This window comes from Chitinophaga sp. SVR4-12A, assembly GCF_056754765.1.
Window position 1 is genome coordinate 388,869 of the sequence record NZ_JBPGWP010000002.1, and the last position, 19,587, is coordinate 408,455.

Below are 19,587 nucleotides of genomic sequence, written 5' to 3' on the forward strand. Positions count from 1 at the left end.
CATTACAATTTATCCCTGAATTTTTTCGGTGATACGCCCATCACCAGCTTAAAAGACCTGGAGAAAGTATAAGGATCCGGGTAGCCCATTTCGACAGCAATCTCTTTTACGGTAAGCTTCGTCTCCTTCAGCAGCTGGCTGGCTTTCTGCATGCGCAGAGAGGTAAACAGCTGGATAGGAGAGTACCGGGTTTTCTCCTTGAACAAGGCAGACAGGTAAGACGCGGATAAGTGCATTTGTTCCGACAGATCCGCCAGGGTTAGCTGCTGATCCAGCTTTTGTTTCATCAGCTGAATGCATTGCTCTATAATATTATCAGTCCCTTTTTTCATGTAATTGAAAACAGTGAGCCGGAAAGTACCCAGGAAGCTATAGAAGCGGAAATTGGCGTACAGCAGGTTTTCAATATTATTCATCAGGTCAAGATGATGCAAAATGTCGTCAAACTGCGCATTACGGCCCACCAGCGGCGGTGTGCTACGCGGTTTGCTGCCATTGCCCAGGTAGCTGAAGATCTCATCCGCCAGCTTGCCGGAAAACTGTACGGTGTAAATACGCCAGGGCGCTGCCGGGTCAGGGAAGCAGCGGAAGCGAGTGTTCTTCCGGATCACCAGGTACTGACTGGGGTGCACTTTGCTTTTTTTTCTGCCTGTTTCCAGCCATCCCTTTCCCTGCGCCACATATATCAGGGTATATACCGGCGCACCCTGCGGCTCGCTGATCTCTTTTGCGACATGCTCCGGGTAGAGCCCTATCGCCGTTATGAAAAGGTTTCTTCCAAGCGGATGCTTTTCCAGCTTTCGTTTCAGGTGGTCCGGTAAGATCCTGGTGATGGGAGCGCTGACAGACAGTTGATTCATCGCACAGTAATTTAAGCCATTCTTTTAATAATTGAAAACATTGTTTCATCCGTAAAAATTGGCAACCTTCGCAACAGACCACGTATGAAAATGTAAGCACTGATATGCAGCAATTGCCTTTAATTGATCTGGCTGTAATAGCCATCTATTTGTTGGGAATGATCCTCATCGGGGTACGGTTTTCGCGGAAGAATAAAAGCGCGGCGCAGTTCACTACCGCATCCGGAACCATTCCCGGCTGGGCATTGGGGCTTTCTTTATATGCTACTTTTCTAAGCAGTAATACTTTCCTGGGAGTGCCGGGAAAGGCTTTCGGCAGCAACTGGAATGCCTTTGTTTTCAGCTTGTCTATGCCGCTGGCAGCATTTATTGCAGCAAAATATTTTGTGCCGTTTTACCGCAGGAGCGGGGCGGTAAGCGCCTATACACACCTGGAGCATCGCTTTGGCCCCTGGGCCAGAACATATGCTACGGTGTGCTTTATCCTGATGCAGCTGGCGCGGATGGGCTCCATCTTCTTTGGGGCGGCGCTGGCCTTGCAGGCGCTCACCGGGCTGGAAATGCGTACCATTATCTGGGTGACGGGGATCTGCATCATTGTATACACTGTATTGGGTGGCATGGAAGCAGTGATCTGGACCGAGGTGTTGCAGGGCATCGTGAAAACTGCAGGAGCCGTGATGATCCTCTGCCTGGTGATTACCGGGATGAATAAGGGCGTGGGAGATATTTTCCGCATTGGTATAGCCGACGGAAAATTTTCTCCGGGCAGCTTCAGCCTCAGTGATTTTAGCCATTCCACTTTCTGGGTGGTATTGTTGTACGGGTTCTTTATTAACCTGAATAATTTCGGCATGGACCAGAACTACGTACAGCGTTACCATACCGCCAGATCGGAGAAGGAAGCTTCCCGCAGTATCTGGTTGTGCGTATACTGGTATGTACCCGTGAGCCTGGTGTTCTTTTTCATTGGCACTTCATTGTACGCTTATGCACAGCAACACCCCGAGGTATTGCTGGCAGTGAAGCAGCAGGCAGCGGCAGAGCGCCATGTGCCAATGTCATCACTGCAGCCGTCCGATTATGGTGATAAGGTTTTGCCCTGGTTTATGGTGAACAAAGTGCCGTCCGGGTTGATGGGACTGACTGTTGCCGCTATTCTATCGGCCGCTATGAGCACGGTCAGCAGCGGTATGAATAGTACGGCTACCGTTTTCCTGAAAGACATTTACCAGCGTTATATCAATCCAGGCGTTACCCCTGGGCGAGAAATGAGAGTGTTGTATGTTGCCTCCACACTGGTAGGTATTCTGGCCATAGGCGTAGGTATCTCCATGATAGGTGTTGGCAGCATCCTGGATATATGGTGGGAGCTGTCCGGCATCTTCGCCGGAGGCATGCTTGGATTGTTCCTCCTGGGCATGGTATCTGAGATCAAAAATGCAGCAGCAGTAACAGCCACCATCATCGGCATCCTGATCATTGTCTGGATGTCTTTATCAAAGTACCTGCCGCCGGAGTGGGAGCATTTACGCAGCCATCTGCATGCGAATATGGTGATAGTAGTAGGCACTTTGACAATATTCCTGGCAGGTATGCTGCTCACGCGTGTGCAACGGCTTAAAACTTCCTGATTATAAAAATCGTTTCTTATGGAAAAGAAATTTGTACCGGTGATGATCACCCCTTTTAACCTGAAAGCGCAGATCGATCCCGAGATGACGGAACAACTGATAGATTTTTACCTCGACGCCGGTGTAAAAGGTTTTTTTGCCAATTGTTTGTCTTCCGAAATGTACAGCATCAGTGAAGACGAACGCCTGGAGCTTACCCGGCATGTAGTACGCTATGTAAATGGTCGTGTACCGGTGGTAGCAACCGGTTCCTTCGGCCTTACCATAAAAGATAAAGCCTTGTTCACGCAAAAGATCTACGATACCGGGGTAAATTCCGTGATCATGATCACAGGGCATTTTGCCAATATAGACGAGCCGGACAGCACCCTGTTGCAGCGTTTTGATGAGCTGTTCTCCCTGACGGGCGACATCCCTTTGGGGCTCTATGAATGTCCGGCGCCCTATAAACGGATCATCACACCGGAGATATTGAAAACGCTGCTGGCCACCAACCGGCTGATCTACCACAAGGATACCTCCTGCAATGTGGAACAGGTACGGGCCAAGCTCGCCGTTACTACGGGGAGCCGGCTGGAATTCTATGATGCGCATACGCCCAACGCAGTAGCTTCCATGCAGATGGGCGCGGCGGGCATGTCTTCCATTTCCGGGAATTTCTACCCTGAGATCCTGGTATGGCTCTGTAACCATGTGAATGATGAAAGCCGCCAGGAAGATGTACGCTGGATCCAATCTGAATTGCAAAGGGTAGATCCGCTCATTCATGTTGCTTATCCGCTGAGCGCGAAATATTTCCTTCAGCTGCGCGGTATTCCCATCCGTACCATTAGCCGTGCACATGCACTGGAGCTGACGCCGGAGCAGAAACAGATCCTGCAGCAGATCCACCGTGATTTCCAGGGCTGGTGCGAGCGTTTACAGATCCGGATGGTGACACCGGCGGCCTTGTCCTCACATTAAGCCGCCTTTACATTTATTAACCCAGGTGAATGAATGGGCAGACGAGCGATCTTAGTTTTGTTTCAAAATCAAGATTATGCTGGTATTTAACACCATGTTGCTCATTCATTTCAGTGCTTTCCTGGGCTACCTTTTTACGCTCGCGATGCTATGGCCCCGGAGAGGCGAGGGGCCTCGCGACAAAACAGGCCTGGTACTCGGAATTATTATCTTCCTGACCGGGATAGGGCTTGTACTATTCAGGTATCCGCATGTCAACTATTTTAAAATAGTGCCTAAGATGGCCATCTTCCTCGCTATTGTGGTGATCAATGGCATGTATGCAGATAAACCATATTCCCGGAAGGTCTATTACCTGTTGATCGGCTTGACAGTACTGGCCAGCCTGATTGCAGCGGTAAGATTATAACTGCCAATTTCATAGCATCCTCCAAAATTTATTATAAATTTATCCGTCAAAGCGCTCGTGTTTTTAAAATATTAGTAATGAAGCGGATAGTAAATACTTTGCTTGGATGTTCCCTGCTGCTACTGGCGGCCAATGCTACGGAGCTGATGGCCCAGGCTGCCCGGCCTGCCGGCGACACCTATCAGAACCCATTAGCGGTTGAATTTGGTGATCCATATGTACTGCATGTAAAAGGCGACAAATATTATATGTACGGAACCGGTGGCGCCAGGAATGGCTTTGCCGCCTATTCCTCAACTGATCTTGTACATTGGAAAAGCGAGGGCCAGGTGTACTACGCCAGTAATGAGAATGGCTGGAGTGATTCTACTGCCGCATGGAACGGGGCCTATTGGGCGCCTGAAGTGTACCAGCACAATGGTAAATTCTATATGTTCTATAGTGCGCAATGGAAAGAAAATCCCAATAAAGACCTGGAGAATTTCCGTGTAGGAGTGGCTGTTGCAGATAAACCCACCGGGCCCTTTACCGATATCAGCAACAAACCTGTTTTCGATCCCGGCTACCCCATCATTGATGCCAATGTATTGTTTACAGAAGATGGTAAAGCCTACCTTTATTACTCCCGCTGTTGTTACAAACATGCAGTGGAAAGCGAAATTGCCGACTGGGCAAAAAAGAAAGGATGGTTTCAGTCCATTGAAGAAAGTTGGGTATACGGTGTTGAACTAAAACCGGATTTCAGTGGTACGATCGGTGAGCCGGTACTTTTATTGCGTCCGCCGGTTAAAATGGGTGATAAGCAGGCAGAATGGGAAAGCCGCTCAGTGACCTCTAAAGAGGTGAACCGCCGCTGGACAGAAGGTTCTGTTGCCTTCAAAAAAGGGAATACTTACTACATCATGTACTCCGCTAACTACTTCGGCGGCAGGAACTATGCGGTGGGCTACGCTACTTCAAAAAGTCCGCTGGGGCCATTTACCAAGGCAGCCAATAATCCCGTACTGCAAAAGAATGTGGAGAAGGGCGGGGTAGTGACCGGTACAGGGCACAACAGCATTACTTATTCACCAGACGGCAAAGAGATGTTCTGCGTATATCATGCCCGCACTTCAGCCACAGGAGATCAGCGCGTCGTATTTATCGACCGCATGAAGATCCTGGAAGACGGGACACTCATCGTGGAAGGGCCTACCACAACGCCTCAGCGGCTGCCCGGCGGAGCCAGATAAACAAACAGCTCATGGACATTGATGCTATATTAGACAATGTATACGTGCTGCCGCAGCCATCGAAAGACCTGCTGAAAGCCCATATTTCCGAAACAACCTATGACCGCGGCCACCTCCTGTTCAAAGTGAATAAGGTCAGCTCAAACATTTATTTCATTCGAAAAGGCATGGTACGTGCCTATGCGGAGACAGCGGATAGCGAGGTAACTTTCTGGTTCGGCAAGGAAGGCGACACCGTTATTTCCATGAACAGTTACGTGCACGATAAAAAAGGATATGAAAATATCCAGCTGCTCGAGCCTTGTGAGCTCTACGAAATGCAAACCGGCAACCTGCGCAGGCTCTTCGAAGAAGATATTCACATCGCCAACTGGGGACGGAAATTTGCCGAGCAGGAACTGATAAGAGTAGAAGAACGGCTTATTTTCAGGCAATGCAGAACCGCCATGGAACGCTACAAGGAACTGATCGCTACCGACCCTGAATTATTGCAAAGAGTGCAGCTGGGCCATATCGCATCTTACCTTGGCATGACGCAGGTGAGTTTAAGCAGGATCAGGGCAGAGTTAAAATAGCAATCATTAAATTCACGGAGCTATTCCCAGGCGATTCATCACATTATTTACGATCCGGTCACACTTCGTAAGATGGAAGCTGTAAACGTAATCTTTCATGTAAGTGTTCAGGTGCTCGCGCAGCATGGTCTTGGCCCTGTTCAGGCGCACTTTAACGTTGGACTCCTCGATATTTAAGGCCGCGGAAGTTTCACGGACAGACAGATCCTCCATTTCCCGCAAGACGAAAACAAGACGGTACTTTTCCGGCAATTTTGCAACAGCCTGCTGCAGAACGCCACTCAGTTCCTTATTAGCCAGTTCATTTACCGCTGTATTCATAGTTACAAAATTATCAGGTTCAAAATTGACAAGCACCTGCTTGCTCTTCCGTTTCTGCTCATAGCACTGGTTCAGCATGATCCTGGTCAGCCAGGTGCCAAAGCTGGATCGTTGCTCAAAGCCTGACAAATGCTCATAGGCATTGATATAGGCTATCTGCATGGCATCTTCCGCCTCCGCTTCATTTTCCAGTATGGACATGCCTATGCGGTACAAACGCTGGTTATATTTGCGGATAAGCAGTTCAAATAAGCGTTTTTCGCCGGCCAGGATCCTCGTGATAAGTTCCTCATCAGTCATGTTAATTAGATGAAATAGTTCCTCAAAGGTTACAAATTCCGCTAAAAATCGAGAAAAATAAAAGAGCCGGCACATTTGTAACCATTTACCATAAAATTGCTCTAATGTATGTAACAAAAAGATTTATCATGTCGAGCATCAAACAGATCCAGAACACATTAAGGCTGACATTCGGTATTGTGCCCATAGTGGCCGGTTTAGACAAATTTACCAATCTGCTCACCAATTGGGTAGACTACCTGGGCAATAATAAGGGAATGATCCCCTTTGATCCCCTCGTCTTTATGAAAATAGTAGGCATTATTGAGATCGTAGCAGGCATTATTGTGCTTGTAAGGCCACTGATCGGGGCCTATATTGTGATGGCCTGGCTGATCTGCATCGCATTGCAGTTAATAGTCGGTGGAAATTACTTTGATGTAGCTGTCCGCGACCTGGTTATGGCGATCGGGGCATATACCCTGGCGCAGTTAACAAGGATTGAACAGGCAGGTAGCCGGGCATAATTTGTATTTGCATAGAAAAAGGTTACACAAGACCGGTGAGGGACTGTGTAACCTTTTTTTATGGCTGTTCACCGGTGAACAGAGAACCGTTCATTTTCGCACACTTTTCAGTGCCCTTTTTCCGGGATCCCTCGTTCATAGCCGTTTTTGCAATTGGCATGGCCATTGAGCGCCTTCTACATCCGTTCATCAATAGCTAAAATATGTTAAAGAACTACTTTAAGATCGTATTACGTACCCTGTGGAAGAGCAGGACGTATAGCTTGTTAAACATATTTGGACTGACTATCGGCATTACCTGCGCCTCGCTGATATTGCTCTGGGTGGAAGATGAAGTTACCTTCAACAGCAATTTCGACAAACATAATTACCTGTATCATGTTATGCAAAATCAAAAAAGTGATGCAGGGATCTCTACCAGCGGCTCTACACCCGGCCCGCTGGCCGCAGCCTTGAAGGCTGAAATACCTGGTATTGTTAATAGTGGCCGCCTTAGCTGGCCCATGGAAGAACTGGTTGTACTGGGTGATAACTCCATCAAGGAAATGGGAATGTATGCCGATCCTTCCATTCTTTCTATGTATTCATTGCGCTTTATTTATGGCAACGCGGTTACAGCGCTGAATGACGAACGCTCTGTGGTGATCAGCGAAACCATGTCCAAAAAGATCTTTGGCGATACCAACCCGCTTGGTAAAACATTGACAATGGACGCCAAAGCGGCCTATAGCGTAGATGGAGCTTATACGGTTACAGGCGTTTTCCGCGACCTGCCTGCCAATTGCAGTTACAAGTTTCAATGGCTTTCGCCATACGAAACATGGGAGAAGGCAAACCCCTGGTTAAAGCCATGGGGCAATAACCTTACGGAAACTATCATTGAGCTGTCGCCCAAAGCCAGCCCGGCGGTGATAAATGAAAAGCTGCTTAATTACTTAAGCACTAAGGTAAGCGGTTCAACAAGCCAATGTTTTTTGTTCAGTATGAACGACTGGCATCTGCGTAGCAAATTTGTAAATGGCGTGCCGGAAGGAGGTAACATAAAATATGTAAGGATCTTTTTCACAATTGCGGTTATCATATTATTGATTGCATGTATCAATTTTATGAACCTGGCCACTGCAAGATCTGAGCAACGTGCTAAAGAAATAGGCGTACTTAAAGTAATTGGAGCAGGTAAAAGCGGATTGATAGGGAAGTTTATCAGCGAGTCGCTGTTCATATCATTTATTGCCGTGATGCTGGCGGTTGTACTGCTGTTTGTACTGATGCCATTTTACAATGAGCTTGTTCAAAAACAATTGTCCGTCAATTTATTGAGTCCGCTTCATATTGTTTGCCTGTTAGCTATTGGGATGGTAGCAGGCTTGATCGCCGGCAGCTATCCGGCGTTTTATCTATCCTCATTTAACCCGGTAAAGGTATTGAAAGGAATAAGACTAAAGAGCCCCGGTGGAGTGAGCTTTATACGCAAAGGGCTCGTGATAGTTCAGTTCAGTGCATCCGTCATACTGATCATATCGACGATCATTGTTTATCTGCAGGTACAATATGTGAGGGAAAGAGACCTGGGCTATAGTAAGAACAATTTGATCTATATGGACTTGCAGGGAAACATGAAAGATCATTTCAGCCTCATAAGAGACAAGCTTATTGCAACAGGTTATATAAAGAATGCAGCGACAAGTTTGCATGATGCCTTGCATGTATATAGTTATAGTAGCGGGTTTAGCTGGCAGGGAAAGGCCGCGGACAGCAAACCATCCGTTTATTCAAATGTGGTGAGCCCGGAGTATATTTCAACCATGCACATGAAGATCATTTCCGGCAGAGATTTTTACCCCGGAAATGCGGACAGCAATAGTGTGGTGATTAACGAAAGCATGGCAAGCCTAATGGGTAAAGAAGGGAAAGCCGGTAGCGTCATCACCACTGGCGAATACAAGCTCACCATTGTGGGTGTAGTGAAGGATTTTATCTATAATGATGTATACGGTAAAGGCGCCCCGCTTGTTTTAATTTGTGGCAGGTACTCGCCAACAGTAATGGCGCTGCGTTTTAAATCTAATGTGAATCTGTCGCAGGCCCTGGCCCAAACAGCAGCTGTGATGACATCAGTGAACCCGGGTATTCCGTTTGAGTATAGATTTGCGGATAAGGATTTCGATGCCTTATTTTCAATGGAAAAATTGATCGGCAGGCTGTCGGGTGTGTTTTCGATATTAACTATTTTTATTTCCTGCCTCGGCTTATTTGGCCTGGCTGCCTACACCGCAGATCGCCGGACTAAAGAAATCGGCATACGCAGGGTGCTGGGCGCTTCTGTTATAAGGGCGGCTGGCTTGCTGGCAACTGAGTTCCTGCAATTGGTCATTGTATCCTGCTTCATCGCTTTTCCCCTGGCTTGGTGGTTTATGTATAATTGGCTGCAAGGCTATGCATATAGAACAACGATAAAATGGTGGGTATTTGTTTTGGCAGGCCTCACTGCTTTATTGATAGCTTTGATCACCGTAAGCTCTCAGGCAATAAAAACGGCCATTGCCAATCCTGTCAAAAGTTTAAAAGCGGAATAAAACTTATTCCCTTTTTATATTGCTCCCAATGGCGGCCCTGCAGGTGTCTTTTCAATTTGCCAGTGATGCCCGAACGGGTCTTTTACCATGCCCTGGCGATAACCGTATTCATAATCCTTTACCGGGCTTAATATAGTGCCACCAGCAGCTTCCGCTTTTGCCGCAACAGCATCCGGATCAGGAACCAATAAACCTAAGACAACGGTAGTGCCGCTGACAGTATCCGGGCTGAAATTATTTTCCTTGCCGGTTTCTTCATGCATACGGAACAAAGCAGTGCCGATGGTCATCTCTGCTACGTGTATACTACCGTCCGGATTACTGACGTGCCACGCTTCAACGGCATCAAATGCATTTCTGTAAAACTCAATCGCGGCAGCCAGGTCTTTGAGATATAACATAGGCGCCAGCGTGATCGTATGATTTCCCATAATGTTGTTGTAGTAATTTGAAGGAAAATGGCCTACTAAAGATAGTAACATTTAATTGGATGAATAGGGTTTATTCCACTCCTAAAAAAGTATTGTAATTCTCATCCGCTTTTACTATTTTTATCAAGTAAGTATTGAAAGAAGTAACACGTCATCAAAACACTTAAGCGCCCAGCTATTTTTATTCTACGTTGAATATTTTTATATGAAAACCCGAGCTTTCAATTTAACCATTGAAGCAATCACCGCCGTATTGCTATTACTTTGGATTTATACAGGCCTCAATAAGCTGATCCACTATGATAAATTCAGTTTTGAAGTAGGCCGTTCTCCCTTCCTGCAACATATGCCCTCACTGGCAATAGCAATGATCCCGGTAACGGAGCTGCTGATTGCTGCATTGCTGACCTTTAAACGATCACGCCTGACAGGCTTATACGCATCCTTATTTTTAATGACCCTGTTCACCGGCTATGTATATATCATGCTGCATGATGCTCATGATCTACCCTGCAGTTGCGGAGGGATCATTGAGCTGCTAAGCTGGGAACAACACCTGGTAGTCAATTTTGTGCTAACCCTGCTCACAGCGATCGCCATCATACTGCAAGACCGCCAGGCCCGGCTGAGCAGGCGGATTATTTCATTGTCTTAAGTCTTTTATTGATCAATAAAACAGGTTCCTCCGCTCCTGGATCAGCGGAGGCAGCCGCTTGTGGCTGTTATTATTTTTAAATCATAAAAGCACACACATGAAAAAGATCAAATTCAGTTTTGCAGCACTGGTAGCCCTCGCCGCTATCGGGCTTACCGTTTCTACTAATGCGGGCACTATTATAAAAAAGACAGAGGAGACCTGCTACCGCACGGTTGTTATTCCGGGGCTGCCCTCAGACCGCACAGCTACCTATGGCGGTAACCTCATCCTGTCATTTGGCAACTCAGTAAAAAGTGTTGCAGATCCTAATAGCGCTGGTAACTGTAGTGGTAATGCATATTTCTGTTGCGCAACTACATTTCAGTCCGGCGGGAAGACCTACGTTTCAGAAGTGTTCCTGACAGATCTGTAATGGCAATACAACGCAAAGAGGCCGGGCAGTGAGGTGCTGCCCGGTTTTATATCAATACACAATTATGAGACGAACATTATTGCTGATCAGTTGCACGGTAATCGCTGCACTGGCTTGTTTGCTTGTGCTGGTAGCGGTATCGGGTGTGCCTGGCGACCGAAAGAATGGTTTTAACAGGCAATGGCCCGGGATAAAGGTCCGGCAGCAGCTATCATATCAATTGCCACTTGCTGCTGAACGCTTATTCGGCTGGAAAGAACATCTTTATTTATCCGAAGCTTCACACCGGCAGGTATACAGATTAGACAACCAGCTGCGTATCATGGATACGGTAGACTTGAATGTGAACAGGCAACTCAAACCTCCCCTGAGTTTTTTTGCAGATGAAGATCATATCTATATCCACGAATATAACAGTGCTAAATTGTTTTCGAAAGGTTGGCGTTCAGGAGCATTCGATACCGTGCAGCTATCGGAGGGGCCCTTCCTGAAGTCACTGCAGTTGTCAGATTCTACAGCGGTGATTCGGGCGTTTGTGCAAGGCACTTTTAAACCTGTATTCATGTGTATCAATATCCGAAATGGTGTGCGGCAGCAGTCTGATCTTTTGTCTGAAAAGGCAGATGCAGGTTTTTCCAGTGATGGGATCTTATGCAGTAATACAAAAAGGGACCGCCTGTTTTATATACCTTATTTTGAGAATGGTATTTACTGTATGGATAGTAATGTAGGTCTACGCTACAGGCAGCATACGATTGATACCGTTTTTAGCAGTGGTATCCGGGTTACAAGCAGAGGCGCCGGAGAAGTGAAGAAGCTCTATGCTTCCGCGCCCCGTACAAAAGTAAATAAGCGCGCCTTTGCTGATGACCAGCTGCTCTTCATCGAATCTGACCTGCGGGCAGATAACGAAGATGAAGATGCATTCAGACAGCACCCGGTGCTGGATGCTTATCGTATAGAAAATGGAAGCTACGCCGGGAGCTTTTACGTTCCGGTAGACAAGCGAAAGGTATTATCATATTATGCCGATGCCGGGGTATTGTATGTGCTGCTGAAGGATCAGCTGTTGTCATATGCAATAGCGTTTCCCTGAGCACGCTATTCTTCCGGAACAAATGCGATCGCTTCTATTTCTATTAAATAAGCAGGATTTGCAAGGGCCGCAACAAAGAAGCCGGAAATGGCGGGAGGGTTCTTCAGATTGCCTACATACTTTTGAGACGCCTGAAACCCGCGGGATAGATCCTGCCCCTGGACAATGTAGATGGATAACTTTACAAGGTTGTCAAAGGTTGCTCCACAAGCTGCAAGGGCGGTTTGCAGGTTCTTCATCACCTGTTCTGTCTGTTCGCCAATATCGCCTTTGCCAACTATTTCTCCCCGGGCATTTACGGCGTCTTGTCCGCCAACATAAATGGTCTTTCCTTTACCTTGTGTAGTTACCACTTGCGTGAATGCCGGGTTTTTGAAAAGCCCCTCAGGGTTGATGTATTGTACGCTGTTGCTCATTTGTTGTCGTTTAAAGGTGGTATCTAAAATAAAGAAAATTGCTTGTAACTTTGCATGATTGTTCCGCACAATGCTTATACTCGATCACAATAAACAAGTACCGGTTTACCGCCTGATACCCGACGAGGTAACCGCCAATCCGTACTTGAGAGTGTATAATTTTAAAGGTAATCTGCCTGAACATGCAGACCTGCTGGTGCCTCACCGGAAAGACCACTACCTGGTCGTTTTCGTCAGGCGGGCACGTACCCGTCAGTGGATAGATATGACCCCATACATATTGCAGGACAACACGATCTACTTTACCGGGCCCAATCACATTATCGTAAAAGAAGAGTTTGAACAGCTATGGAGTACCGGTATTGCCTTTACACCGGAATTCCTGGCGTTCCAGGAAAATGCCTCATTGAGCAAGCTGCCGCTTATTCAAAATCCTTTGAATCGCCATGAATTGCTGCTTACTGCCGCTGATGTCAGCTTTGTAGAGGATATCCTGGCAAAGGTCAATGCGGAGTATCAACACCCGGGCGAATGGCAGCAGCGCATGCTGACCGCTTACCTGACAGTGTTGCTTACGTATTTGAGCCGCCTGTATACAGCCCAATTTAAGAATGAGGATACTTCAGCAGATAAGTTGCTGCTGAAGCATTTCCAGGAGAAGGTCAATGAGCGTTTCCGCGAACTGAGGGAAGTGGGTGACTATGCTTCGCTGCTCCATATTTCTCCCGGCCATTTAAGCGAAGTAGTGAAAGCCAAAAGCGGCAAGCCGGCCATTAAGCATATTCATGACCGCATCATCCTGGAAGCGCGGCGCCTGCTCTTCCATACCCATCATCCGTTAAAAGAAATTGCCTTTGATCTCGGTTTTGCGGAGGCCTCCTATTTCAATCGCTTCTTTAAACGTGAAACCGGTATAACCCCAGCCGAATACCGGGCCAGTATCCGTAAAATGTACCATTAATACCATTGAATGTGTTCCAGCCGGGCCTATGATGCCAAGTAGCTTTGTACTGTTAAATAATCGGATATGAAAACAGTACTTATTACAGGAGCAAACAGGAGCATCGGCTTCGAAACAGCCAGGCAATTATTACAGCAGGGTTATTATGTATACCTGGGCTGCCGGAACATACAAAATGGGCAGCAGGCGGTCAGCCAGCTGCAATCAGAGGGCTTTAACAATGTAGCGCCTATAGAGATCAATGTTGACGATCTGGCATCCGTTAAAGCCGCCCGTGAGGCCCTTGGGCGCAAGACCCAGGCGCTGGACGTGCTGATCAATAATGCCGGCATCCTGGGCGGTATGCAGCAGTCGCCATTGGAAACAGACAACAGTACGTTTAAACAGGTATTTGAAACCAATTTCTTTGGCGTTATAGCCGTAACACAGGCATTTATAGACCTGCTCCGCCAATCGTCGCAGCCAAGGATCGTTAACGTAACTTCCGGGCTGGGCTCGCTCACCCTGCAAAATGATCCTGCGTGGAAATATTATGTAGTTAAGCCTGCTGCTTATGTTTCGTCTAAAGCTGCTCTTAACGCTTATACCACCGTGCTGGCCTATGACCTGCGCAACACCTCCTTCAAGGTAAACGTTGTTGATCCCGGCTATACTGCCACGGATTTTAACGGGCACAGCGGGCCAGGCACCGTGCAGGATGCCGCCGCCAGGGTAGTGAAAGCTGCCGTCTTAGGCCCCGACGGACCAACAGGGCAGTTCTTTAGTGATGACAATGCTCCTGAAACGGGGATCAGCCCCTGGTAGAAATCTGTTATAAGCTTGTATACGAAAGGCTACCTTGTGTAGCCTTTCGTCATTTGTCCAAATCAACACGCTCAAAAGTCTAGCGCACACCCTCTTGGCTACAACTATAGACTTTAGTTTTGTAGACCAACAAAGGAATAAACATATGCAAAACCAAGATTTCACAACAACCATTTTAGTTGATCAAACGCCACCGGAAGTGTTCAAAGCGATTAGCAACTTCCGGGCCTGGTGGTCGGAAGATATAGAAGGCAGCACAGACAAGCTCCATGAGGTCTTTTTATATAAGTATAAAGACATTCATTTGTGTAAGCTTCAGCTTATTGAACTTGTTCCGGACCAACGGCTTGTTTATCAAGTACTGGATAATCATTTCAGTGTTTTTTCAAAAGATAAAACTGAATGGATAAACACCCGCCTCGTTTTCGATATTTCAAATGAAGGGGGCAAAACGAAAGTAAAATTCACTCACAAAGGCCTCGTTCCCGAATATGAGTGCTATGAAGTGTGTAATGTAGCCTGGAGCACTTACATAAGAGGAAGCCTGTATGCTTTCATTTCTACAGGTCAGGGCCAGCCGACACCTAAAGGAGAGGATGGAATAAATGCTGATTTGTTAAGAGCGCAGCAATTGATAAGTTGAATACATCGCGTAGTTAATTTAATCTAATCTAAGTAACAATGACCGATTATGAAAATTTCCGGCAGCTCCACCACCGATCTACACCCTTGTTACTTGCCAACGTATGGAACGCCAAAAGCGCGCAGATAGCAGAAAGCAGCGGTTTTGAAGCGGTAGCTACCTCCAGTGGCGCTATTGCTGATTCGCTTGGGTACAAAGACGGGGAGCACATACCCTTCGCTGAGCTGTTGTATATCGTTAAGCGTATCAGATCCAGCATATCCATACCATTATCAGTAGATTTTGAAAGAGGGTATACCGATAATCCGGATGTGCTGAATGAACATATCCAGCAGCTCGTTGACAGTGGGGTAGTGGGTATAAACCTGGAAGATGCACAGGGAGAAGACATTTATTTAAAGAAATTGTACAGCATCAAAAATTACCTGCTTAAAACCAACCAGCAGCTATTTATCAATGCACGAACGGATGTCTTTTTGCAAAAATTGCCATCGCCACTGGAAACCACGATAAGTAGAGCTCAACGCTACCAGCAAGCGGGCGCCGATGGCCTATTTGTAACTGGTGTGCAGGATACTGAAGTGATCCGGCAAATTGTCTCGTCAACAACACTGCCGGTAAATGTGGTGGGCTTTGCCAAAGCGGCCTCCATATCCGCATTGGCTGATTGCGGGGTGAAGCGGGTCAGTATGGCTGTCTTTTTATACAGGACTACTTATACTAAACTTGAAGCGATGGCGAAGGAAATTTTAAGCGAAGCGTCTTTTGCCTCTTTTTTTAAATGATTAAGCAAAACAGGAAATGGACAGATTAAAGAACAAGGTGGCAGTTATTTATGGAGATGGGGGAGTAGGGAGCACGGTGGCAAAAGAATTCGCAAAAGAAGGCGCCCAGGTGTATGTAGCAGGTAGATCGTCATCAAAGCTTGACGCTATAGCGAAAGAAATTTTAGCAGATGGGGGCATAGTTGAAGCAAAAATAGTAGACGCCCTTGATGAAGCACAGGTGGAGAAACATCTGGGCGAGGTAGTAGATAAAGCAGGCAAAATTGATATTTCATTCAATGCGATCGGCTTGCCACAAACAGGTCATCAGGGTACTGCTTTTACCGAGCTTTCACTCGAAAATTATCTCCGCCCGATTACCTATTATTCGCAGTCGCATTTTATCACAGCCAAAGCCGCTGCAAAGAGAATGATACAACAAAGACAGGGCGTCATATTAATGAATACCCCTAGTCCGAGCCGTATCAGCGTGCCTTTTATGGGAGGCATGCCTGCTACCTGGTCTGCAATAGAAGCGTTAAGCCGGACGATCTCCGCTGAATGCGGCCCGTACGGGGTTCGTTCTGTATGTATTCTAACTTCTGCCATGCCGGATACGCCATTGATTGACGAGGTGTATGGCCTGCATGCCAAAGCTCATGGTATTGATTACAAGCAATTTCATGCTGGTATGGAAAGCAGAACGCACACGAAGCGGCTGACTTCTATCCATGATTTAGCGGTAGCCGCAGTGTTTGCCGCATCAGACGAAGGAAAATCTCTAACAGGAACAATTTTAAACCTGAGCGCGGGCCTGGTGGTAAATTAATACAATCATTTGCCCTGGTGTTTTTTAAGTACCAGGGCAAATGATTTATACGTGGTTTATTTTCGTTATAGAAAATTAAACTTATCTTAAAAAGTGTCTTCAATTTTATTTAATAATATTTTATTTTAGGACACCTATTTAAAAGGTAAACCACGTTTATGAAGATACACCGGAGGAAATTTATAAAGTTCGGCTCCCTTACCTCATTAAGCCTGGTACGTGCAGGCGGCCTGTTGGCATTCCTGCGCAGCGGCAATGCATTTGCGAATATTCCTTACGACGATACCAGGAAGCTTTTCATACATCCCCCTGATCCTGTAAAGCCCCGCTGCTACTGGTGGTGGTTCAACGGCCTGGTTAACAGGGAGGGCATTACCCGTGACCTGGAAGAATTCCGGGCAAAAGGCCTGGGCGGCGTGTTGCTGGTAAATTCAGCCAGCGGTCTTGGCGGAGCTGCAATGCCGTCTGGCGCGAAGTTTCTTTCGGAAGAATGGCGTGAGCTCTACCGGCATGCTATTAAGGAGGCAAAGCGACTGAATATTGAAGTAGGCGTTAACCTGTGCGCCGGCTGGGCAATGGGTGGGCCCTGGATCCCACCACGCTACGCCGGTCGTTGGATGCTGCAATCGGAGATAACGGTAACAGGGCCACGAAAGTTTTCCGGCGCCCTGCCACTCCCAGGTAACCGCGCAGGATATGACCACGTGTTCAATCCACCCGGTTATAAGGAATACATAGACCTGCCCCTGGAAAAGCTTGATTACCGGGATACAGCCGTTGTTGCTTTCCCGGGCGGAAACAGGCCAGGCGCAAAGCTGACAGGAGAACGGGCAAAGCTCTTCCCTGCAAAGACCAACCGCAAGGATGCCAGCAACTTTATCCGCGTTAAAGACCTGATGCAGCCAGTGCTAACACCCTGGCAAAATAACGGGGAGGACGCGCCCATCGCTTTTACGGATATAATAGACCTTACAACGAAGATGACGCCGGACGGTCAGCTTGATTGGGAAGTGCCGCCGGGCGAATGGACAATTGTACGCACCGGCCACCGGATGACCGGGTCACGGCTGATGATTGCTCCCCCTGAAGCAGACGGCCTTTCTGTTGGATGGCTTAGCAGCGAGGGCGTTGATCTGCAGTTTGAACATCTTGGCAAAGTGTTGCTGCAGGATGCCGGCCCGCAGGAACAAAATACACTGAAGTATTTTTGTGACGACAGCTTCGAGGATGGTTTTCCTAACTGGACGGAAGAGATCCTTAGCCGGTTCCGGAAATATCGTGGTTATGACGCACAACCCTTCTTACCGGTGCTCGCAGGGTATATTATCACCAGCGCGGAGGTGTCTGACCGTTTTCTGCATGACTACCGTAAGACGGTGGCGGACTGTATGGCAGACGGTCATTACAAACGCTTTGCTGAATTATGTCACCAGCATGGCCTGCTGGTACAGAATGAAGCTGCAGGTCCCAGCCGTTCCGGCACCATGTGTATGGATGGACTGAAAAATCTGGGCCGCAGCGATATGCCCATGGGTGAATTCTGGCTTGGCCTGAAACACGATGAAGAAGGTGGTCTGGATGAGCATTTGTCTTACGGCGTTTCCCGCCTGGAAGATGGGCAGAACAAAGTAACTAAAATGACGGCATCTGCCGCCCATATCTATGGAAAGAAAACTGCTTCAGCAGAAGCTTTTACCTCCTTCCGCCACTGGACGGATTATCCGGGCTCTTTGAAACAAGCTACTGACCGCGCCTTTTGTGAAGGCATCAACCGCCTCGTCATCCATACTTCTACGGCTACACGTCCCGAAGATGGTAAGCCCGGTTATGAGTACGGGGCCGGTACTCACTTTAATCCCAATGTTACCTGGTGGAGCAAGTGCGGCCCTTTTCTGGACTATATTGGCCGCTGCCAGTATCTCCTTCAAAAGGGAAGATTTGTAGCAGATGTGCTGTATTACAATGGAGACTGGGCGCCTAATATTGTCGCGCCTAAACATACAGACCCCTCTCTGGGAAAGGGATATGACTATGATGTGTGCAATGCAGAGGTGTTGATGGAAAGAGTAGCTGTAAAGAACGGGCTCCTGGTATTACCCGATGGAATGCATTATCGTATACTCGTATTGCCGGATACCATCCGTATGCCCGCAGAGATCATCCGCAGGATCAGGGACCTGGTGGAAGCAGGGGCTACAGTAGCCGGGCCTAAACCGCTGCAGGATCCAGGATTGAAAAACTACCCAGCCTGTGATGAACAAGTAAAAAGCATTGCAGCAGAGGTATGGGGAAATTGCGATGGAGAACAGGTGCTGCAGCATCATTTTGGCAAGGGAAGGGTTTACTGGAACAAACCGCTGCGGGAGATCCTGCAGGAAGACGGCATTGCGCCTGATTTTGACCACGATGGCAACGGTGCAGATATTGATTTCATTCACCGCTCCGCAGCAGGAATGGAAATATATTTTCTGGCTAATCGTAATAACCACAGAGCGGAAGTGAATGCCAGGTTCCGGGTTAATGGCCGGCAACCTGAAATATGGGACCCCGTCACCACCGCAACCAGGAAAGCAATATTTTCTATCGCTGGAGAGAGGGTTATTGTACCGATGGAATTCGAGCCCTTTCAGTCCTTCTTCGTAATATTCCCCGAGCAGTCGGCCATCCGTAACCTTGCTGCCCATAAGGAAGCGACCCGGTATCCGCAGTATGCAAACATCCTGCAGCTGGAAGGCCCCTGGACCGTGAAGTTTGACCCCGCCTGGGGCGGGCCGGCTGAGGTAGTATTCGCTACCTTACAGGATTGGACCCAAAGGCCCGAGCCGGGCATCAGATACTATGCAGGCACTGCAAAGTATATCAAACAATTTAATGTGGATACTGTAGTAAGGCCTGGTAGAAAGCTTTTTCTGCACCTGGGCACGGTCAAGCATATCGCAGAAGTATGGCTGAACGGGCGATCACTGGGTATTGTGTGGACGGCGCCCTGGCGGCTTGATATATCAGCCGCTGTAAAGCCTGGCAGTAATCTGCTGGAAATAGAAGTGGTGAACCTTTGGCCTAACCGCCTGATCGGTGATGCAGCATTGCCGCCGAAAGAGCGGCTTACACACACGAATATTGCGTTTAAAAGTGATATGCCGCTGATCCCTTCCGGTTTGCTGGGACCGGTGGTGATTCAAAGCAGCTGAAAAGAT

Annotated in this window: 20 protein-coding genes; 16 read left to right on the top strand and 4 right to left on the bottom strand. The window is 47.6% G+C overall.

From position 1 onward, the window contains the following. Positions 1-2 precede the first annotated feature (2 nt). Positions 3-860 carry an AraC family transcriptional regulator gene (locus ACR9Y8_RS27925; protein WP_481216588.1) on the bottom strand — a complete coding sequence of 286 codons (858 nt, stop codon included), beginning with the start codon at positions 858-860 and terminating at the stop codon, positions 3-5. A 104-nt stretch (positions 861-964) separates the two neighbouring features. On the opposite strand from ACR9Y8_RS27925, the gene ACR9Y8_RS27930 reads away from it, so the two are divergent. From ACR9Y8_RS27930 to ACR9Y8_RS27950, 5 genes are all read left to right on the top strand, one after another. Continuing rightward, the gene (locus ACR9Y8_RS27930; protein WP_481216589.1) at positions 965-2,494 is read left to right on the top strand and encodes a sodium:solute symporter family protein; all 1,530 of its coding nucleotides are present in this window, start codon (positions 965-967) and stop codon (positions 2,492-2,494) included. An 18-nt stretch (positions 2,495-2,512) separates the two neighbouring features. After that, entirely contained in the window at positions 2,513-3,457 is a 945-nt protein-coding gene (locus ACR9Y8_RS27935) for a dihydrodipicolinate synthase family protein (RefSeq protein ID WP_481216590.1), read from the top strand. Between the two features lie 76 nt (positions 3,458-3,533). Then, a complete protein-coding gene (locus ACR9Y8_RS27940; protein WP_481216591.1) occupies positions 3,534-3,866 on the top strand; it encodes a hypothetical protein in 333 nt (110 codons plus the stop codon). Between the two features lie 77 nt (positions 3,867-3,943). Then, entirely contained in the window at positions 3,944-5,098 is a 1,155-nt protein-coding gene (locus tag ACR9Y8_RS27945; RefSeq protein ID WP_481216592.1) for a glycoside hydrolase family 43 protein, read from the top strand. An 11-nt stretch (positions 5,099-5,109) separates the two neighbouring features. After that, entirely contained in the window at positions 5,110-5,673 is a 564-nt protein-coding gene (locus ACR9Y8_RS27950) for a Crp/Fnr family transcriptional regulator (RefSeq protein ID WP_481216593.1), read from the top strand. Between the two features lie 12 nt (positions 5,674-5,685). Here ACR9Y8_RS27950 and ACR9Y8_RS27955 read toward each other — a convergent pair whose 3' ends face one another. Continuing rightward, positions 5,686-6,294, bottom strand: coding sequence for a sigma-70 family RNA polymerase sigma factor (locus ACR9Y8_RS27955; protein ID WP_481216594.1), 609 nt, complete (start codon positions 6,292-6,294; stop codon positions 5,686-5,688). Between the two features lie 128 nt (positions 6,295-6,422). Between ACR9Y8_RS27955 and ACR9Y8_RS27960 the strand changes: the two genes are divergently transcribed. After that, a complete protein-coding gene (locus ACR9Y8_RS27960; protein WP_481216595.1) occupies positions 6,423-6,800 on the top strand; it encodes a hypothetical protein in 378 nt (125 codons plus the stop codon). Positions 6,801-7,003: 203 nt separating this feature from the next. Next, positions 7,004-9,376, top strand: a complete 2,373-nt coding sequence (locus tag ACR9Y8_RS27965) for an ABC transporter permease (RefSeq protein ID WP_481216596.1) — start codon at positions 7,004-7,006, stop codon at positions 9,374-9,376. A 14-nt stretch (positions 9,377-9,390) separates the two neighbouring features. On the opposite strand, the gene ACR9Y8_RS27970 is transcribed toward ACR9Y8_RS27965, so the two are convergent. Beyond that, positions 9,391-9,807: a VOC family protein gene (locus ACR9Y8_RS27970; protein WP_481216597.1), complete on the bottom strand. Its 417-nt coding sequence runs from the start codon at positions 9,805-9,807 to the stop codon at positions 9,391-9,393. A gap of 205 nt (positions 9,808-10,012) precedes the next feature. Between ACR9Y8_RS27970 and ACR9Y8_RS27975 the strand changes: the two genes are divergently transcribed. The 3 genes from ACR9Y8_RS27975 to ACR9Y8_RS27985 all read left to right on the top strand — a co-directional run bounded on the left by ACR9Y8_RS27975 (position 10,013) and on the right by ACR9Y8_RS27985 (position 11,973). Further along, entirely contained in the window at positions 10,013-10,462 is a 450-nt protein-coding gene (locus ACR9Y8_RS27975; protein ID WP_481216598.1) for a MauE/DoxX family redox-associated membrane protein, read from the top strand. Between the two features lie 97 nt (positions 10,463-10,559). After that, positions 10,560-10,877, top strand: coding sequence for a hypothetical protein (locus tag ACR9Y8_RS27980; protein ID WP_481216599.1), 318 nt, complete (start codon positions 10,560-10,562; stop codon positions 10,875-10,877). A 64-nt stretch (positions 10,878-10,941) separates the two neighbouring features. After that, a complete protein-coding gene (locus tag ACR9Y8_RS27985; RefSeq protein ID WP_481216600.1) occupies positions 10,942-11,973 on the top strand; it encodes a hypothetical protein in 1,032 nt (343 codons plus the stop codon). A gap of 5 nt (positions 11,974-11,978) precedes the next feature. On the opposite strand, the gene ACR9Y8_RS27990 is transcribed toward ACR9Y8_RS27985, so the two are convergent. Further along, the gene (locus ACR9Y8_RS27990; protein WP_481216601.1) at positions 11,979-12,389 is read right to left on the bottom strand and encodes a RidA family protein; all 411 of its coding nucleotides are present in this window, start codon (positions 12,387-12,389) and stop codon (positions 11,979-11,981) included. Between the two features lie 70 nt (positions 12,390-12,459). On the opposite strand from ACR9Y8_RS27990, the gene ACR9Y8_RS27995 reads away from it, so the two are divergent. From ACR9Y8_RS27995 to ACR9Y8_RS28020, 6 genes are all read left to right on the top strand, one after another. After that, positions 12,460-13,350, top strand: a complete 891-nt coding sequence (locus ACR9Y8_RS27995) for an AraC family transcriptional regulator (RefSeq protein ID WP_481216602.1) — start codon at positions 12,460-12,462, stop codon at positions 13,348-13,350. Positions 13,351-13,416: 66 nt separating this feature from the next. Beyond that, positions 13,417-14,154: an SDR family oxidoreductase gene (locus ACR9Y8_RS28000; RefSeq protein ID WP_481216603.1), complete on the top strand. Its 738-nt coding sequence runs from the start codon at positions 13,417-13,419 to the stop codon at positions 14,152-14,154. Between the two features lie 145 nt (positions 14,155-14,299). Further along, complete coding sequence (locus tag ACR9Y8_RS28005) at positions 14,300-14,797, top strand: SRPBCC family protein (RefSeq protein WP_481216604.1); 498 nt, start codon at positions 14,300-14,302, stop codon at positions 14,795-14,797. Positions 14,798-14,835: 38 nt separating this feature from the next. Further along, a complete protein-coding gene (locus tag ACR9Y8_RS28010; protein WP_481216605.1) occupies positions 14,836-15,582 on the top strand; it encodes an isocitrate lyase/PEP mutase family protein in 747 nt (248 codons plus the stop codon). Between the two features lie 16 nt (positions 15,583-15,598). Next, positions 15,599-16,390, top strand: a complete 792-nt coding sequence (locus ACR9Y8_RS28015) for an SDR family NAD(P)-dependent oxidoreductase (RefSeq protein WP_481216606.1) — start codon at positions 15,599-15,601, stop codon at positions 16,388-16,390. A 158-nt stretch (positions 16,391-16,548) separates the two neighbouring features. Then, positions 16,549-19,581: a glycosyl hydrolase gene (locus ACR9Y8_RS28020; RefSeq protein ID WP_481216607.1), complete on the top strand. Its 3,033-nt coding sequence runs from the start codon at positions 16,549-16,551 to the stop codon at positions 19,579-19,581. Positions 19,582-19,587 lie beyond the last annotated feature (6 nt).

What these genes read in the sequence shown, in the direction of transcription:
- ACR9Y8_RS27925 (WP_481216588.1), bottom strand. Translation starts at nt 860, where the DNA reads ATGAATCAACTGTCTGTCAGCGCTCCCATCACCAGGATCTTACCGGAC.
- ACR9Y8_RS27930 (WP_481216589.1), top strand. Translation starts at nt 965, where the DNA reads ATGCAGCAATTGCCTTTAATTGATCTGGCTGTAATAGCCATCTATTTG.
- ACR9Y8_RS27935 (WP_481216590.1), top strand. Translation starts at nt 2,513, where the DNA reads ATGGAAAAGAAATTTGTACCGGTGATGATCACCCCTTTTAACCTGAAA.
- ACR9Y8_RS27940 (WP_481216591.1), top strand. Translation starts at nt 3,534, where the DNA reads ATGCTGGTATTTAACACCATGTTGCTCATTCATTTCAGTGCTTTCCTG.
- ACR9Y8_RS27945 (WP_481216592.1), top strand. Translation starts at nt 3,944, where the DNA reads ATGAAGCGGATAGTAAATACTTTGCTTGGATGTTCCCTGCTGCTACTG.
- ACR9Y8_RS27950 (WP_481216593.1), top strand. Translation starts at nt 5,110, where the DNA reads ATGGACATTGATGCTATATTAGACAATGTATACGTGCTGCCGCAGCCA.
- ACR9Y8_RS27955 (WP_481216594.1), bottom strand. Translation starts at nt 6,294, where the DNA reads ATGACTGATGAGGAACTTATCACGAGGATCCTGGCCGGCGAAAAACGC.
- ACR9Y8_RS27960 (WP_481216595.1), top strand. Translation starts at nt 6,423, where the DNA reads ATGTCGAGCATCAAACAGATCCAGAACACATTAAGGCTGACATTCGGT.
- ACR9Y8_RS27965 (WP_481216596.1), top strand. Translation starts at nt 7,004, where the DNA reads ATGTTAAAGAACTACTTTAAGATCGTATTACGTACCCTGTGGAAGAGC.
- ACR9Y8_RS27970 (WP_481216597.1), bottom strand. Translation starts at nt 9,807, where the DNA reads ATGGGAAATCATACGATCACGCTGGCGCCTATGTTATATCTCAAAGAC.
- ACR9Y8_RS27975 (WP_481216598.1), top strand. Translation starts at nt 10,013, where the DNA reads ATGAAAACCCGAGCTTTCAATTTAACCATTGAAGCAATCACCGCCGTA.
- ACR9Y8_RS27980 (WP_481216599.1), top strand. Translation starts at nt 10,560, where the DNA reads ATGAAAAAGATCAAATTCAGTTTTGCAGCACTGGTAGCCCTCGCCGCT.
- ACR9Y8_RS27985 (WP_481216600.1), top strand. Translation starts at nt 10,942, where the DNA reads ATGAGACGAACATTATTGCTGATCAGTTGCACGGTAATCGCTGCACTG.
- ACR9Y8_RS27990 (WP_481216601.1), bottom strand. Translation starts at nt 12,389, where the DNA reads ATGAGCAACAGCGTACAATACATCAACCCTGAGGGGCTTTTCAAAAAC.
- ACR9Y8_RS27995 (WP_481216602.1), top strand. Translation starts at nt 12,460, where the DNA reads ATGCTTATACTCGATCACAATAAACAAGTACCGGTTTACCGCCTGATA.
- ACR9Y8_RS28000 (WP_481216603.1), top strand. Translation starts at nt 13,417, where the DNA reads ATGAAAACAGTACTTATTACAGGAGCAAACAGGAGCATCGGCTTCGAA.
- ACR9Y8_RS28005 (WP_481216604.1), top strand. Translation starts at nt 14,300, where the DNA reads ATGCAAAACCAAGATTTCACAACAACCATTTTAGTTGATCAAACGCCA.
- ACR9Y8_RS28010 (WP_481216605.1), top strand. Translation starts at nt 14,836, where the DNA reads ATGACCGATTATGAAAATTTCCGGCAGCTCCACCACCGATCTACACCC.
- ACR9Y8_RS28015 (WP_481216606.1), top strand. Translation starts at nt 15,599, where the DNA reads ATGGACAGATTAAAGAACAAGGTGGCAGTTATTTATGGAGATGGGGGA.
- ACR9Y8_RS28020 (WP_481216607.1), top strand. Translation starts at nt 16,549, where the DNA reads ATGAAGATACACCGGAGGAAATTTATAAAGTTCGGCTCCCTTACCTCA.